Origin of the sequence: Streptomyces sp. CB02056, from assembly GCF_001905545.1 — a bacterium.
Lineage (GTDB): Bacteria > Actinomycetota > Actinomycetes > Streptomycetales > Streptomycetaceae > Kitasatospora.
In genome coordinates this window covers 66,774-82,316 of sequence record NZ_LIPD01000016.1, presented here as the reverse complement: position 1 = coordinate 82,316, position 15,543 = coordinate 66,774, and the positions used below count along the sequence as shown (strand labels likewise).

The 15,543-nt window shown below is 71.6% G+C and carries 12 protein-coding genes; 1 reads left to right on the top strand and 11 read right to left on the bottom strand.

Annotated elements, in window-relative coordinates; genetic code table 11:
- Window positions 1-100: 100 nt before the first annotated feature.
- The 5 genes from AMK13_RS33915 to AMK13_RS43830 all read right to left on the bottom strand — a co-directional run bounded on the left by AMK13_RS33915 (window position 101) and on the right by AMK13_RS43830 (window position 3,448).
- Complete coding sequence (locus AMK13_RS33915) at window positions 101-652, bottom strand: GNAT family N-acetyltransferase (protein ID WP_074005479.1); 552 nt, start codon at window positions 650-652, stop codon at window positions 101-103.
- Complete coding sequence (locus tag AMK13_RS33910; RefSeq protein WP_074005478.1) at window positions 621-1,286, bottom strand: lasso peptide biosynthesis B2 protein; 666 nt, start codon at window positions 1,284-1,286, stop codon at window positions 621-623. The genes AMK13_RS33915 and AMK13_RS33910 overlap by 32 nt, the downstream gene beginning before the upstream one ends.
- Entirely contained in the window at window positions 1,283-2,980 is a 1,698-nt protein-coding gene (locus AMK13_RS33905; RefSeq protein ID WP_074005477.1) for an albusnodin/ikarugamycin family macrolactam cyclase, read from the bottom strand. Before AMK13_RS33905 ends, AMK13_RS33910 begins: the two co-directional genes overlap by 4 nt.
- 78 nt (window positions 2,981-3,058) lie before the next feature.
- Window positions 3,059-3,187: an albusnodin family lasso peptide gene (locus AMK13_RS42500; RefSeq protein WP_107418935.1), complete on the bottom strand. Its 129-nt coding sequence runs from the start codon at window positions 3,185-3,187 to the stop codon at window positions 3,059-3,061.
- Window positions 3,188-3,307: 120 nt separating this feature from the next.
- Window positions 3,308-3,448 (bottom strand): hypothetical protein, encoded by a 141-nt coding sequence (locus AMK13_RS43830; RefSeq protein ID WP_158077778.1) that lies wholly within the window; start codon window positions 3,446-3,448, stop codon window positions 3,308-3,310.
- A gap of 694 nt (window positions 3,449-4,142) precedes the next feature.
- Between AMK13_RS43830 and AMK13_RS33895 the strand changes: the two genes are divergently transcribed.
- Window positions 4,143-5,456, top strand: a complete 1,314-nt coding sequence (locus tag AMK13_RS33895) for a hypothetical protein (RefSeq protein ID WP_074005476.1) — start codon at window positions 4,143-4,145, stop codon at window positions 5,454-5,456.
- On the opposite strand, the gene AMK13_RS33890 is transcribed toward AMK13_RS33895, so the two are convergent.
- The 6 genes from AMK13_RS33890 to AMK13_RS33865 form a co-directional block, all read right to left on the bottom strand.
- Window positions 5,457-5,990, bottom strand: coding sequence for an NUDIX domain-containing protein (locus tag AMK13_RS33890; protein WP_074005475.1), 534 nt, complete (start codon window positions 5,988-5,990; stop codon window positions 5,457-5,459).
- Between the two features lie 330 nt (window positions 5,991-6,320).
- Window positions 6,321-7,034 carry an aminoglycoside N(3)-acetyltransferase gene (locus AMK13_RS33885; protein ID WP_241853148.1) on the bottom strand — a complete coding sequence of 238 codons (714 nt, stop codon included), beginning with the start codon at window positions 7,032-7,034 and terminating at the stop codon, window positions 6,321-6,323.
- Window positions 7,035-7,195: 161 nt separating this feature from the next.
- On the bottom strand, window positions 7,196-9,622 hold the full coding sequence (locus tag AMK13_RS33880) for an FxsB family cyclophane-forming radical SAM/SPASM peptide maturase (protein ID WP_074005474.1): 2,427 nt from the start codon (window positions 9,620-9,622) through the stop codon (window positions 7,196-7,198).
- A gap of 70 nt (window positions 9,623-9,692) precedes the next feature.
- Window positions 9,693-9,878, bottom strand: a complete 186-nt coding sequence (locus AMK13_RS33875) for a hypothetical protein (protein WP_049660424.1) — start codon at window positions 9,876-9,878, stop codon at window positions 9,693-9,695.
- A 391-nt stretch (window positions 9,879-10,269) separates the two neighbouring features.
- The gene (gene fxsT, locus AMK13_RS33870) at window positions 10,270-14,163 is read right to left on the bottom strand and encodes an FxSxx-COOH system tetratricopeptide repeat protein (protein ID WP_074005473.1); all 3,894 of its coding nucleotides are present in this window, start codon (window positions 14,161-14,163) and stop codon (window positions 10,270-10,272) included.
- Window positions 14,163-15,524, bottom strand: a complete 1,362-nt coding sequence (locus AMK13_RS33865; RefSeq protein ID WP_079272743.1) for a TIR-like protein FxsC — start codon at window positions 15,522-15,524, stop codon at window positions 14,163-14,165. The genes fxsT and AMK13_RS33865 overlap by 1 nt, the downstream gene beginning before the upstream one ends.
- Between the last annotated feature and the right edge of the window lie 19 nt (window positions 15,525-15,543).

The following is a 15,543-nucleotide window of genomic DNA, read 5'->3' as shown; positions in this document are numbered from 1 at the left end:
CGGCCTGGCCGACTTCTCACGCACGCGATGGGGCTGGGTCCGCGTCGCCGCTTCGGCTGAACCGAAGCGGCGACGGAGGACTGATGCCGATCCTTCGGCCTCAGACGGACTTGGCATCAGACAAGAAGTCGTCCGCAACGGCGTCCATCAGCAGTTCGTCGCAGGGACGGCCCAGCCAGTAACCCGACTGCCGCAGTCGGCCGGCGGACTGGAACCCGGCCTTCTGGTAGGCAGCGACACCCGCCGCGTTCGGCTCCAGGACCTTGAGCCACACCATGCGCAGGGCCGTGTACTCGAAGGCCCAGCGGAGCGTCAGCTCAGTGGCCTCAGCGGCGAAGCCCTTCCCGCGTGCCTCGGGGGCCAGGAGGATGACGTACTCGGCGGTCCGCACGACCGGATCGATCTGGAGGGTCGTGATGCCCACCGGGGTGTGGCCGTCGGCGGTGACCACCTCGAACTGGGGGTAGTCGCGGTTGCGGCCCTGGGCCTCCCAGCCACCGGCGCGGACCTCCCAGGACTGGGCGACCTGCGTGCCGAAACCGAGGATCGTGCCGGGGTCATTCTCCCAGCGGTGGTAGTCGGTCAGGTGGTCACGGTTGGTCATCGCCAGGCTGACGCGCTTACCGGGCAGCAGGATGTTCGGAGTGGGCATCGGGGCCTCGTTCCAGGTCGGTTGGTGCGTTGATCGGCGTGTAGTCGCCAGTGTGCTCGGGTTCTTCGACCGGCAGGCCGTGAACGTCACAGATCCAGGCGTGCAGCCGTATCGGGTCGGTGGCCACCCCGTGCCGCCAGGCACCCCCACGGCCGCCGAGCGCGAGCAGGAGCGAGGCCGCGGTGGACTCCTCCAGGCATGCGACGCGGGCCGGGAACGGACGAGCGGCCCAGCGGACCGAGCGTATCGCCAGGCGGGCGTGGGCCGTTGTCGGCAACGGGAGGTTCCCGCCGAGTTCGGCGAGGTGGCGCAGGCGGCCAAACCTCGATCCCCGGCGGCCGGCGGTGCGCACGGCAAGGGTCGTCGCCAGCACGGCAGCAGCAGCCAGGCGCCAGGCCAACGGCGGTGGGACGAGCGCCTCCAGGCGGGCGGGGGACTCGCTCGTGCCCCAGGACACCTCCGAGTCCCTGACCGTCACCGGAACCGGAGCCGAGCTCTGCTCCAGCGCAGCGAGCCAGCGAGCGAGTGCCCCACCCGTGAGGACGATCGTCTCGCCGGTCCGGTAGTTGACGACGACACCCGCCCGGCCGGTCAGGGCGGTGCGCGTGTGCGAAGTCGGCACGGGCGTGGTCACGCTGTCTCCTCCCACTGAACCGCCTGTCCGGCAGCCGTCGAGGACCGGAGCCACAGCTCCGTGCCGAGGACGGGTTCGATCAGCCCCCACGGGATGTCAACGCCGAGCACGGCGTTGCCCAGCAGCGAGCGCAGGGCCGCCGGGTGGACGAGGCCAAGGTCCGCGAGGTAGCCGCCCGTGAGATCCAGGACGCCAGCCTTGTTCGCGCGCAACCCGTGGTGGTGGTCGGCCGCGAACACCCCCTTGGCCCCCCGCTGGAGGACAGCGGGAGGCAGGAGACGAGCCGCAACATCGGTCAGCAGGGGCTTGTACCGGTGCGCGGACCATCGCTCGGGCGCAGGTGTGGCGAGGACGGATTCCACAATGCGGGTGTCTGTGAAGGGGCTGTGCATCTCGATGCCGTGCGCGGCAGCGAGCTGGTTCTCCGTCGCGGCGCTGCGGCCGACGTAGCGGGCCTCCTCCAGGAGGTGGCGGTCCGCGTACCCGAGGCCATTCACCTCCGAGTACGGAGCGGTAACGGCGTCGGCCAGATCGAGCGAGTAGCGGGTGAGCCACGGCCTTGGCGCCGATGCCCCATCGAGCTTGCCCGGGGCATTGCAAGCGGCGGCCATCGCCGTCCAGGGGCTTGACCGGTAGAGGCGCGCCCATGCCTGTGCGTCGCCGGCCAGGCGCAGGAAGCGGCCCGATCGTGCCAGATCGGCCATGTGCACGGGCGGTGGCATGAACAATGAGTCGCCACCGTCCCCCGTCAGATGGACGTCAATGCCCTCCGAATCCAACATGTCGAGCTGTGCGCCCAGTTGGGCATGAACCATGGCGGACGGCGCTGGTTCGTCCGTCAGCGGGAGGGAGCCGAGGCCGGTGAACGGCAGGTGCTCCGGGCCCAGGGCCATGAAGCGGTGGCGGATCACGGGAAACACGCGGGCGACGGCACGGACGTGGTCGATGTCTCCACCGCTCTCCCTGCCCTTGGGGTGGTAGGTCAGACCGGTGACCGGACCGCACTGGGCGGCGAGGGCCGCCAGAGTGCTGGAGTCCAGGCCACCCGACAGATCGGAGGAGGCCGCACGGCCGGAAACCCGGATGCGGACGCCGCCCGCCAGGTCGGCACGCAGTCGTCGCACGGCATCGGCCCAGGCGAGTTCGGGCACCCGCCAGAACGGGGTGAAGCCGGAGGCGCCGGAGGCGGTGGCCGACCAGCGGTGTCCCGGCGGTACCTGCTCCACTCCCGTCCACGCCGACCGGCCGGGAACCCAACCGGTCGGGTTGGCCAGGTGCGCGGCCAGCCAGGCAGTATCGGGCTCGGCGTCGAGCAGGGAGGCCAGCGCGAGCGAACTCGACGCCCACACCTGGGCCCCGTCCTTCCGGGCGGTGTAGACAGGGGCGGCGCCCGCCGGGTCGGCCCACACCGTGCACACGCCGTACCCGTCATCGAAAACCAGGGTGTACGCGCCAGCCCAGGCCGTAGCCGCCATGTCCAGAGCAGGTAGGTCCGCAGACCAGACAAGGCGGATCAGCTCAGCGTCCGTCGCCCCGCACGGGCCGAACACAGCCAGGCGCCGCCCACCCGTTTCCTTCGCCGAGCGCACAGGAGCACCTGCCGACCAGGCCAACGGCCCACGCCAGACAACCCGTGCACCGACCGGCACCCGGGACGGAGCAGAACGGGAAATCGACCCGCCGAACAAGCTCATGTGATCGCCTCCGTGCAGTGAGCGCGAGAGTGGTGCGGCGGCACCCCCCGGGGGTCGTGAGGTGCCGCCGCAGTACTGTCAGGCGTTGTAGGGCGAGCGCTTGCCCTCAACACTCTGGTTGTTGCTGCCCTTCGTCAGGACCGCCGCGTCTCCCAGGACGACGGCCTCCTCCTCCGGCTCGGGGTCGAGCTGGGCGTAGTCCTCCATGGTGTTCACCTCCCTTCGTTGCCGTAGGGCGTGGCGGGTCCACTCCCCGTCACGGTGGTGCGACCCCCCGACCCCGGTGTCGTCGTCGGGGCCGGGGGGAGTCTTGAGGTGAGCCAATGCTCAGGCCGGCGGCTCGTGGTCCGGTGCCGCCAGCGAGATGTGCGCCAGGCCGTGGTGGTCGGCGTCCAGTTGGTTCACCGCGGCGGTTCCGAGGAGGAACACCGTGACCACGTGACCGAGCGCCCAGACCCCCGTCAGCACCGCGCCAACGGGATCACGACGCTCGCCATGGTGTTGGCCGCGAGCCCCAGTTCCGTCCGAGGTCATGGCGTCGCCGTCCTCAGCGCGAACCAGACCCACTTGCCGAACGGGGCCCAGTCCACTCCCCAACGGGACGAGAGGGATTCCACCAGGCAGAGGCCATACCCGGACTCCGCCTGACCCTCCGGCTCCGTGCGGCACGGCAGTGCGCGGGACGAGTCCCGGCCCCCCACCCACACCGACGCCTCCTGTCGGTCCACCGAGACGGAGATCCGCGAACACCCCGTGTGCTTGGCCGCGTTGGCAACCAGCTCGGTCACCAGCAGCTCAGCCACGTCCGCAAGGTACTCAAGGGACCATGCCGTCAGAGCGGTAGTCACCAACTTGCGTGCGGTCCCCGCAGATTCGGGATGGCAGCGTAGATGGAGCAGGCACCCGAGGTCACCAGACCGTACTACCGGGATCTCGATGTGCTCGGTACCTGATGGGTCGGCGGTTTTGATCAGACTCATCGGTAGAACCGCTCCCCTCCATCAGTCGGGCTCCCGGCGTCCTCCCGGAAGCGATCCCAGAATCCCGTGGCAGGTGGTGTCGAAATAAGGCCAGCGCGTGTACCCACGATGGGTAAACTCGCGGTCAGTTATCTCACGTGACACTGAGCAATGATCTTCCTTGCGCTGAGGGGCAGCTGGCCATGAGCGAGTCCACTCCGTCACCAGGGCTTCCGCGTCGGCTGCTCACGGACCCCGAGATGGTGGCGGCATGCGCGGAGAGAGACTTCGCGTTGATCTTCCAGCTCGCCAAGCGCAAAGGCGGTTTCCACCCTTCACGCGTCGCCCGAGCGTGCGAGCTGACACCCAGCAGGGTGGGCGAGGTGATGAAGGGCCGACCGAAGATCACCAACATGACCGTCATCGAACGCATCGCAGACGGCCTACGGATTCCGGGACGGATGCTCGGCCTGGCGGACCGCAGTTGGGAACCGTCACCGATCCCACGCCGGGACCCAACACCGGTGGTCGAGCCTGCCCGTACCCCGTTGCCGGTCGTGGATTCGCGTTCAGGCAGCGATCTCGACAACATCCTCGCCATCGCGGCGGGCACGCGGGTCACGCCCAACGTCCTGCGGTCCCTCCAAGCGTCCATCGAGGACTACTGGCGGCGCGATGACCAGCACGGCGGCGAAGCGCTCCGGCCAGCGGTAATCGGTCAGCTCAGATACGTCACGGGCATAATGCGCGACACCGCCGATCCCAACTACCGGCGCAGCCTGCACGGCATCGCTGCCGAGCTCGCACGCCTCACAGGGTGGACGTACTTCGACGCACGGCAGTACAACACCGCGCAGGGATACTTCACTGAGTCGCTTCGGCTCGCACGAGAGATCGACGACCGCCCCTTCATCGCCAACGTGTTGGCCTGTCTCAGCCTCCAGTCGACCTACCAGGACAGGGCACAGGACGCGATCACGCTCGCCCTAGCCGCGCAGGACAGCGCGCGCCTTGTCGGCGGTACGCCGAGGCTACTGGCCATGCTGTCGATGCGCGAAGCCTTCGGCCACGCGAGTGCACACGACCAGGCGTCGACCCACCGCGCGATCACCGAGGCGCAACAGCACTTCGAGCGCATCCGCGAGGGGGACGACGACCCCGCATGGGTCGAGTACTTCGACCGCACCAAGCTCACTGTGGACACCGGCATCGCCCTCGGCCAGCTGGGAGACGCGACCGCCGCCGAACCCCTCATCGCCGAAGCCTTACGGGCCGAACCGACGACGAACCTCCGGGGCCGCGCGTTCCACAGTTTTTGGCTCGCACGCACCCAGCTCCAGCAGCGGCAGGTCGAGTTGGCGTGCGCGACCGCCACGGAAGCCGCCGATCTCGCGGCAGTGGTCGAGTCCCCCCGAGTGGTCGCCCACCTCCAGGAGTTCCGCCACCTGCTCAGGCCCTACCGGGCCAATGCCTCAGTAGCGACGTTGGCCGACCGGATCACCAGTGCGGCCGGCTGATCAAAGGCCAGCCTCGTCCAGCAGCAGGTGGAGCACGCCCACGAGCGTGCCACTGCTGACGATCTCGCGACGGTTGATCATGCCGCGCAGATCGGACAGGGGAATCCACTCGATCCGGTCGGACTCGTTGCGCTCGGTCGGCGGTCCCACGTACTCCGCGGCGTCGGCCCGGAAGACGAAGTGCTCCGAGTCGGTGATCCCGTTCGCCGGCTGCGCGTAGATCAGCGGCTTCACGTCCGAGACCTTCCAGCCGGTCTCCTCCAGTGCTTCACGGGCCGCAGCCTCCGCCGGGGTCTCATCCGGCTCGACCAGGCCCATCGGGAGTTCCCAGGCCCAGGTGTCGGTGATGAAGCGGTGCCGCCACATCATGAGGACCTGCTTCTCGCTGTTCACGATGGCGGCCACGGCCAGGTGCCGCAGCTTGACCACGTGGTACTCCCAGCGGCGCCCGTCAGGCTGCTCGACGTCGGCCAACCACAGGTTCACCCAAGGGTTCTCGTAGATCGGACGTTCCCCGTGGATCTTCCACTGCATCGCTGCGACCCCTCTCGACGGACCATCAGCATGTCAGACGCCGCAGGCTGGGCAAGCGGCTTCCAACCCGGTTGCGTCACACTGACGAATAGGGGCACCTTGCTCGCAGCCGTGGGGCCCAGGAGCCGCCAAACCGATCGGGAGGACAGCGTGCGTAGGAAGTCGGCGGGGCCGACTTCCTACGCACGCAATGAGGTTGGAGCCCCGTCGCCGCTTCGGCGGAGCCGAAGCGGCCACGGGGGCGGGGTGGGGCGGAGGGGTGGGTGTGGGGGGCGGGGGGGGTGGGAAACGGCGGGATCACTTGTCAGCGGCGGGAACGAGGAGCGGGGTTCAGGCGCGGCCGCGCCGCAGGACGGCCTCGGCCAGGTCGACGGCCTCCCGCACCGGCACCAGCCGGCAGTCGGCGGTGCCGATGCGGGCCGTGGTGACGCCGCGGGCGGTGCGCAGGACCTCGGCGCCGAGGCGGCCGAAGTGGAGGTCGTCCAGGTCGGGGGCCCGGAAGGTGGTCCAGCCGTCCACGCCGACGCAGCGGTACTCGCGCACGGTCACGTCGGGCATGCGCAGGTCGGCGAGGTGGAAGGCGGTGAAGCGGTCCATCGGGACGCCGAGCATCAGCACCCGGGCGTCCAGGTCGTAGAGCCGTCCGAGCGGCGACTCCGGGCCGAGGTGGGAGGTGAGCGGGTGGTGGGCGGTGACCTCGTGGGCGAGCCGGCCCACGGCGGCCCAGGAGGTCTGCGGGTGCCGGCTGCGCAGGGCGCCCGGCCAGGAGCGGACGGCTTCCGACAGCGCCCCCATGGAGGGCGAGGCCGGGGTGGTGGCCGGGTCGAAGCGGGGCATCCGGGCCTGGTAGTCGGCCACCTCCGCCGGGGAGAGACCGGCGGTGGCGGACTGGTGGATGCGGGAGGTGGCGGAGTTCTCGGGCGTGGCGGTGTAGGCGACGAGGGTGCCGTCGGGGCCCAGGGCGTCGAGCAGGGCCTCGACCACCCCGGCCGCCCCGCCGGGCACCGGTCCGAGGGAGCGCAGCGATGCCTGGACGTGCAGCACCGTGCCGGGACGGACCCCGAGGTCGGCGAGGTCGCGGACGAGGGGGTGGACGGGGGAGGCGACGGCGACGCCGCCGCCGGCGCGGGGTTCGGTGAGGATGGCGTCTCCCGGGGGGTGAGGGCCCCGGGCGGGGGAGGTCCCGGGGCGGCGCGGGTGGGAGGTCAGACCCCGGCCCGTTCCCGCCGTACCCGGTCGGCCGCCTGCTCGGCGGCGGCGGGCAGCGACAGGTCGAGCCAGGGTGCCACGGTGGCACGCATGCCGTCGGCGAAGCGCAAGCCGGTCCCGGTCAGGGCTCCGGAGCTCGCCAGCCGCTCCACGGCCTCGGCGGTGTACCGCCGCCAGAGCGCGAACTGCTCCCGCGCCCGGTCGGCGGCCGTGCCCGGCAGTCCGTCGTACGCGAGGGTGCGGGTGCCCCAGTACTCGGTGACGGCCAGGTGGGCGTACGTGCCCTGGAGCAGCCCTTCGAGCGGCCGGGGGTCGGGCCGCCAGGGGGCGAAGTACAGGGTGGGGTCGGCGCGGTCGTACAGGTCGGTCAGGTCCAGCACCGCGCCGAGTTTGACGTGCTGGAACTCGTGCGCGAGCAGCAGGGCGAGGGTCGGCGCGGTGGCGGGCCGGGCGATGCCGACCGCGCCGTACGCCTGCCGGGCCGCCGAGCTGACGTCCCGGCCGGTCGGGCCCGGCCGCAACGGGGTGACCGTCGTCAGACCGGCCCGGATGCCTTCCGCGTACCCGGGCAGGTCGCGCCCGAGCAGCTCCCAGGCTTCGCGCAACGCGCCCGTCCAGTCGAGCAGTTCGCTCTCGGAGAGGTGGGCCGCGACGGGGTGGTCGTGGCAGTCGCGCAGCGGGTCGGCGTCCTCCAGGGCGACCGTCCAGCCGCCGGCCAGCCGGACCCTCCGCAGCGGTTCGTCCAGTTCGGTGCGTACCGTGCCGTCGGACGCCCGGACCGCGAGGCCGCCCGCCCGCCCGGTGACCACGGCCTCGCCGTCGGGTACGGCGATCCGGCCGAGCGTCGGCAGGTGCAGCCAGCCGCCGCGTACGGGCACGGCCACCGCGTCGCCCCGGCCGGCCCGCACGGCGGCCGCCGCGGCGAGCGCGGCCAGCGGGCCGAGTCCGGCCTGGAGGTCCCCGGCGAGGCGGCGGGCCGCCCAGGCGCGGGCGTACGGGTGGGCGAGGACGGCGTCCACGGCGGCGGGGGCCGCCGTGTCGAGCTCGGCCAGCAGGGTCCACGCTTCGGCCCGCCCCTGTCCGGAGGCGTCCCAGGCGGCGGCCAGCATCGCCCGGGTGAGGGCGAGTTGGGAGCGGCCGAGCGCGGCGACGGTCTCCGCGCTCCCGTATCCGTGCGCGAGTTCGTCGAGTTGCGACGGGGCGAGCGCACCGGGCAGCAGCGGTTCGGCCTCCGGCGATGGCGCACCGGGCACACCGGGCACCCCGGCCGGCTGCGCGGGCACACCGTCGCCGGAACTCCCGCTCCCCGCAATGCCCTTGATGAACGTCATGAGATCACCGCAGTAGACGGAGGGATGGTCGAAGCTGCCTCCCCCATCGTCGCTCCGATAGCGGTGGGCGTACAGCCCGCCACCGCAGGAGCGGACCACGGAGCAGGCGCGGCAGGCCTCGCTCAGTCCGGCCAGGCCGGACTGCCGGGCGGCGATGCCGGGGTGGCGGGCGAGGTCGTCGAGGCTGTGCGCGAAAACGTTCATCCCGGTGGCGGGCGCGCCGTCGTACGCGGTCTTCAGGCTGTCGGCCTGCTCGAAGGTCCCGTCCGTCTCCAGGACGGCCAGGTCGGAGGGCTCCAGTCCGAGCGACTCGGTGAGGCTGGAGAACCCCCGCAGGGTCCGGTGCACGGATTCGAAGGTCCGTACGGCGAACGGCCGCCCGTCCGCGTCCCACAGCCCGTGGACGGTCAGCAGCCAGTCGGCGTACGGGGTGGCACCCAGCTCGGCGGGGCGCCCGGGCGGCTCGTCCCAGGTGGCGTGCGGGAGCAGGAAGTCCACGGCGGGCGGCCGGAGTTCGGCCAGCGCCCGGTACACGGCCACCGGGTCGTTCCGGACGTCCATCGTGCACAGCAGCCCGGCGAACAGGTGCCGGTATCCGGGTTCGTTCAGCAGCGCGACGGCCCGCAGCACCTGCGGGTGGCTGCTGCGTCCGTCGGCGAACCGCCGGTGGCGGTCGTTGGCGGCCTTGTCGCCGTCCAGCGAGATGCCGACCTTGATCTCCTGCTCCGCGAACAGCGCGCAGAAGTCCCGGTTCAGCAGCACGCCGTTGGTGTGGATGCGCAGGTCGAGGGCGCAGCCGGGCGGGAGTGCCGCCCGGAGCGCCTCGGCGGCGCGGCGCAAGCGGTCCGGGCCGGCGAGCAGGGGTTCTCCCCCGTGCAGGACGACCCGGACGGCGGGCAGCCGGTGGGCGGCCGCGTGCTCGCCGATGCGCTCGGCGGCCTTGGCCAGGATCCCGTCCGCGATGACCTTCGGCCGGGACCGCCAGCTGCTGTCCGCGTGTTCGTAGACGTAGCAGTGGTCGCAGGCCAGATCGCACCTGCTGTGCATCTTGACCACGAACTGTGTCAACGGCAGCGGAATCGACGTCGTCATGGAACTGTCCGGTTCGCTTCGATCGGCTCGGTCTGCTCGGCCTGGGCTCCGCCGGGAGTTCCGGGCCGGGTCAGATCGAGGAGTTGAAGGCTGCGACCGGCACGAGGCCGGAGTCCGCGCCGGGGAGCGCGCGCTGGAGCCGGGAGGCGAGCTCTTCCGCGCCGAGTGCGGCGAGGTCGGCGAGCGAGGGGCGTTCCGGCGTCTCCTGAGGGTCAGTGAGCTTGCCGGCCGGCCTGGTGCTGGTTACCGGAGTCATATTCGTTTCCTTAGGCGCGGTTAGGACCTGCCGAGGGTGGGTAAGCCCACCCGGTTGCGACCAATGTAGTGCCCGCGAAGACTCCGCGCGGCACCTTGCGGACTCACGTTGGGCTCCCCGGGCTGCCGACGTCGTACGACAGCGCTTTGGGCCCCCAGAATTCACCCGTTCAGCGGTCGCGCACTTCGCCGTGGCGCGCGCCGAAGCGCGTCGCCGTGGCCCGTACCCGAACAACCACACGGACCAGCCCCTGGTCACACCCCGGGAGTGCCCCGGGAAGCACCGGAACAATCGCCCCGCCGGGCCAAGCATCCGGCAAGCCGGATTCATTCCCCCGGCCCGCCGAGCGCCCGGACGGCCCGCACCAGCTGCTCAACCCTGGGCGACCGGGTCACACCGGCGGCGTTTCGACGAAGATGTCCACTCGTTCGGCCGCACCTGGAGCACCGACACCACCGATCTCCTGATTTAGTGTCAGATTCCTGACTGCCGCCCGACTGTAGGGGTGGTCCGACCCCAGCGACTCCGCCAGCACTGCTGCAGCCCGTTCGCCCAACTCTCGCGCCGTGGCCGGATCGCCCGCATCCACCAGCGAGTTGGCGTGGTTCAGCATCGTCACCCCGACGTACCGGTGCCGACCGCCCAACTGCGCCCGAAGCCCCTCAAGCGCCCGTCCGGAGAGTTCCGCGGCCTCCTCCGCACGACCGCTCCGCCGCAACAGCACCGCCAGGTTTCCGGCGGCGAGCAGCGTCGTGGGGTGCTCATCCCCGAGGCGTGCACGGTGATAGCCGGACACCTCCCGCGCCAACGCGATGGCCCGGTCCGTCTCGCCCGATGCCGCGAGGTCGGCGGCCAGGTGTCCGGCGGCAGCCGCGGTCTCCGGATGGTCCGCCCCGTGGCGGACCAGTAGCCGCCGGTGCGCCTCCTCGTCAGCGGCCCGCGCCTCTTCGTACCGTCCGAGCCGCAGCAGGACCGCACCAAGGTGGCGGAGGGCCTTGAGCGTGCCGTCGTGATCCTCGCCGTAGCGGGCCCGGTAGCGCTCGACCGCATCCGTGAGCAGGGTCAGCGCCTCTTCGTACCGACCGAGTTCCCGCAGGTCGCGGGCATGGTTGACGACGGAGGAAAGGGTGTACAGGCTGTCCCCGCCGAGCACCGCACGCTGGCGGCGCAACGCCTCGGCGTGCCGAGCCAACGCACCGTGGAGGTCCCCGGCCAGGAAGTCGGAGAGCGCCAGATTGTTGATCATCATCGTGGTGCGCGGGTGCGCCGGCCCGAGGGATCGCTCGGCAGCCGCGAGCGTCCGGCGGTCGAGCTCCTGCGCCTCGCGGTAGCGGCCGAGTTGGCGAAGGTCACCACCCAGACCGCCGGCGGCCGCGATGGTCTTCAGGTGTTCCGGGCCGAGCAGGGCCGTCAGTTGCTCCCACACTGCCCGGTCGATCCGGTACGCGTCCTGTGCGGCGCCCTGGAGCCGCCGCACATTGGCCAGCTCGACCCGCAGGAACAACGTCGGCAGGCCCGCCTCGTCCCAGTGTTCCAGCGCCCGCGTCGCGAGGTCCCGCGCGGCCTCCAGCAGCCCTCGCTGCCACAGGTAGCGAACGGACCCGCGGATCCATTGCCGCACGTCCGGGTCGGCGCTCTCCACCGCTCCGGACGGGCCCAGGTGCGGCAGCAGCATGGCGAACCGCGGCCAGTCCGCGGCCTGGTCCGGGTCGCCGGCCCCGACCAGTGCCAACGCACGGTGCACGGCGGCACGGACGGACGGCCGGTCCGCCGGGTCCACCTGGTCGCGCAGCACGGCCTGGACGATCCGGTGCACCCCGAGTGTCCCGCCGCCCCTCGCGTCGTAGCGGACCATCCCGTACTGGTCGACGATCCGCAGGATGTCCCCGATCGCCAGACGCTCGTCCTCCCCCTGCGGGGGGCCGATCGCCTTGATGGCCGGCCCGCTGTAGAACAGCTCGATCGGAATCGCGTCCGGCCCGAGGAAGCCGCAGAGTTCCAGCAGCCGCACAGCCGGAGGACTGACCCGGCGCAGATCGGTACCGACGATCCGTGCCGTGGCGGCGACAGCGGCCTGGCCGCCACCGGGGATCGGTCGGTCCAGTACCTCGGTGAGTTCCTCGTCCAGCAGTTGCAGGTAGGAGGCGACCGGCATCGGCGTCTCCTGGAGCCACCGCGCCGCCTGGCCGACAGCGAGCGGCAGGTCGCCGAGCCGCTCGGCGATCCGGCCGGCGTCCAGGGGGTCGATCGCGGGGTTGAAGCGCCCCACCAGTCGCACGCTCTCCACCCGGTCGAACACCTCGACCTCGACACGGCCCGGATGCCGGGCCCAGCGCCGGTTCCGGGAGGTCACCAGCACGTGTCCGTCCGTCGTACCGGCGGGCAGCCAGGACGTCAGCTGGTCCGGATCCTCGGCGTTGTCGTAGACCAGCAGCCACCGCGCGTGCGGACGCGCGTGGGCGAGGTGGTCCAGCAGGCCCCGGGCCGCCTGCTGAACGTCCCCGTCCACAGGCAGTCCGAGCACCTCGGCGAGGTCGGCGAGCTGCTGCGGGATGTCGGCGGGCTGCTCGGCCCGGACCCACCAGACGACGTCGTACCCCGCAGCGAAGCGATGCGCGTACTCGACCGCGGTCTGCGACTTGCCGACCCCGCCCATCCCGTACAGCACCTGGACGGGTGTGCCGGCGGGCCTCCCGGTGAATCCGTCACGCAACCGGTCAAGCAACACGGCGCGACCGGTGAAAGCGGGGTCACGCTGAGGAAGCGAGCACACCACCGGCCGACTGCCAGGGAAACGGACCGACGGCGCGGCCGACTCCTCGGCCTCGACCCAACGGCCTGCGCCGGGCGGCGGCCCGAGCAGTTCGAACAACCGGGACTCCGCCGATTCGGCCTGGCAGGAGGCCAGTTCGACCACCGCCCGGCTGTCGAAGGGATCCGGGAGCGGTACGGCTGCCACGGACACGGCCGCCAGCGCGCCCTCCTCCCCCTCTCCGGAGCGGCGCCACAGCTCTCCCGCCCGTGGCAGTGCCAAGTACTCCGGCGACAGCAGTGCCAGCATCCGCCCGTCCCCGTCCAAGGGCCCGTCGACCTCCGGCAGGGCGCCGGACGGCTCCGTCGGGGTCGCAGCGCTGTGCAGCGTGGCCACGTAGCCGAACCCGGTCAGCGCCGCAACGGCCCACTCGGCCCACATACGGTCCCCCGGTGCGTAACTCACGTACACCTGACGGGACCTGGTCCGCCCGGGCCGCAGGTAGGCCGCGTAGAGCCGGCGCCGGACCCGGTCCGGGACGGGTCTCAGCTCGCGCACCCGCCCGTCGGTGAGCCAGGCGGCCAGCCTCTCGTACGCGCTGAGCAGGCTGCGATGTTGGCGGGGCCGGTCGGCGACGGTCGCCGGCACCTCCTCGTAGGCGTAGAAGGGCTTGTAGGGCACCTCCACATCGCGCCAGTACGTCTCCGCCCGCTCGCCGGAGAGCCAGCGTTCCAGGTAGGGGGCGAACGCCTCCCGGACGAAGTCCCGTCCGGCGGCGAGGCCCGACCGCTCGGCCTCCTCCACCCGCATCGGCACCGGGAACACCCGAATGTCCCGCACGTCCGAGTCGGCGATGGAGTGGGCCGCGTCGACGCCGCCGCGGATGCTCTGGGCGCTCATGGTGAAGCAGTCGATCACGGTGTCGGGCATCAGCACGGTGCAGATGCCGGAGGTGTCGCTGACCCCGGTCCGACTGTCGATCAGTACGTAGTCGTACGAGCTCGTCCACTGCTCACGCAGGGCCGTCAGGAACTCCGCCCCTCGGATGTCGTTCCGGGTGTAGAAGCTGCGCCAGTTGAAGCTGGTGACGGCCGCCGAGTAGGCGCTGTCCTGCCGTCCGGCAGGCATCAGGTCGAGGCGGCCTCCGGCAGGCAGATCGAGGGCGAGGCCGCAGAGGTACCTGTCCAGGTGTCCGGGCTCGGCGAGCCACTCCCGCGGTCCGAGCCCCGGCGCTTCACCCGCGCGGGGCAGGGCCTGATCGACGTAGCCGCGCAACAGGTCGATCAGGCCGGGTGTGCCGGAGAGCTCGGGATCAATCAGCAACGGGTGGTAGTAGCGATGCAGGCCCGGGGCTTCGAGGTCCCAGTCCACCACCAGGACCCGCAGTCCCTGACTCGCCATGATCCAGCCCAGGTTGGCCAAGGCCATGGTCCGGCCGGTGCCGCCCTTGAAGGAGTAGAAGGTCACGATCGAGCCGGTCGCCGACGGAGCGGCGGCATCGTCGGCTGTCGGCGGGGTCCGGTCGGCCGGCATCACGCTGAGTCCCCTCGGCTCGGCGCCTCGTCGTCAGGCGGCGTGGCGGTAACGGGGCCCGGATGCGCCCGTGGTGCCGGCCGGGCCGGGATCGCCAGCCCGGGGAGCGCTCGCGCCCCCGGGCCGAGTCCGAACGAGGCCCGGATGGCCTCCGGATCACCGTCCTCGCCCTCGTCCACCTCGTCCAACAACCGGTTCTGCGCAACGGTCACGGTGCGCAATAACTCGCTCTCGAAACGCTCCCGGGTCACTCTCACCCGGAAGAGTGGTTCCGGCCCCGAGCGGTGCAGCCAGTTGCGCGGGAACACCGCGCGCACCCCGCCCCAGAGCCGGTCGCGGGCCGGCCCGTCCGGCGGGTCACCGGTGCCGGCCGGCACCAGGACCCCGGTGACCGGATGGTTCTGGTCGTCGAACTCGCGCAGCGCCTCCCGGTACGGCTCCTGCCTGGCCGCCCACGGATCCACGAGCAACACACTGACCTGATTGTTCTCCCGGGCCCGGTCCAGGTCGACCGCGAGGCCCGGGCCGATCTCGTCCAGTGTGGTGATATGACCGGCCCGGGTGATCGCCCGTTGGGCCCCGACCACCAGTGAGGGGACACTCGGCGGGTGGTACGGCGCCCAGTCCCAGGGCTGCGATCCGTACCACCCGCCCCCGGGCACCCGGGCCGCCGACTCCGTCCCGTCCGGTGACGATCCGCCGCTTTCCCGCGCCCGTCCGGCCGCCACGAACAAACGGACCATCCCCGGCCGGACGGGGGACGGCTGCTCACCGGAGAGCGGGAAACAGCCCTGGACCGCGCCGAGTTCGAGCTTCGGCAGCTCGCCGAGGAACTGCCCAGCGGCCTCCCGCACGCGCTCGGCGATCTTCCTGACGATCCGCAGGTACTCCGGCCCGTACGGGTCTGCCCGCAGCAGGGACCGCAGTCCACCGGCCGCGTAGGCCTCGCCCATGTCGCGCTGGACGTACTGGATCCGCAGCACACGGGACGGCAGGCCCTCCGGCAGCGGCTCCCAGAGCACCGGGATCAGCGCCGGCACCGAGCGACCGGTCAACTCCTGGTGGCGGCACATCCTTTCGTCGAAGGCCGTCCACTCCTTGCCGCAGTACGGACTCGCGAAGTACGCCGGGGAGTACAGCGCCACCAGGGTCCGGCACGAGGCGACGTTGTCGGACAGTTGCCGTTCCCAGTCGTCGCCCACCCGCAGCCGCTCGGTGTCCCGGTAGCCGAGCCCGGCCGGGCCGACGGCGGGTTCGAGTCGGGCCAGCTCGTCCTTGAGGTCGCTGAAGAACTGGTCCACGAACGTACTGCCGGCCAGCTGGTCCCGGCGGGCGTAGCTGAAGAAGAACAACGGTTCCATCGCGCCCCCGACCACATCA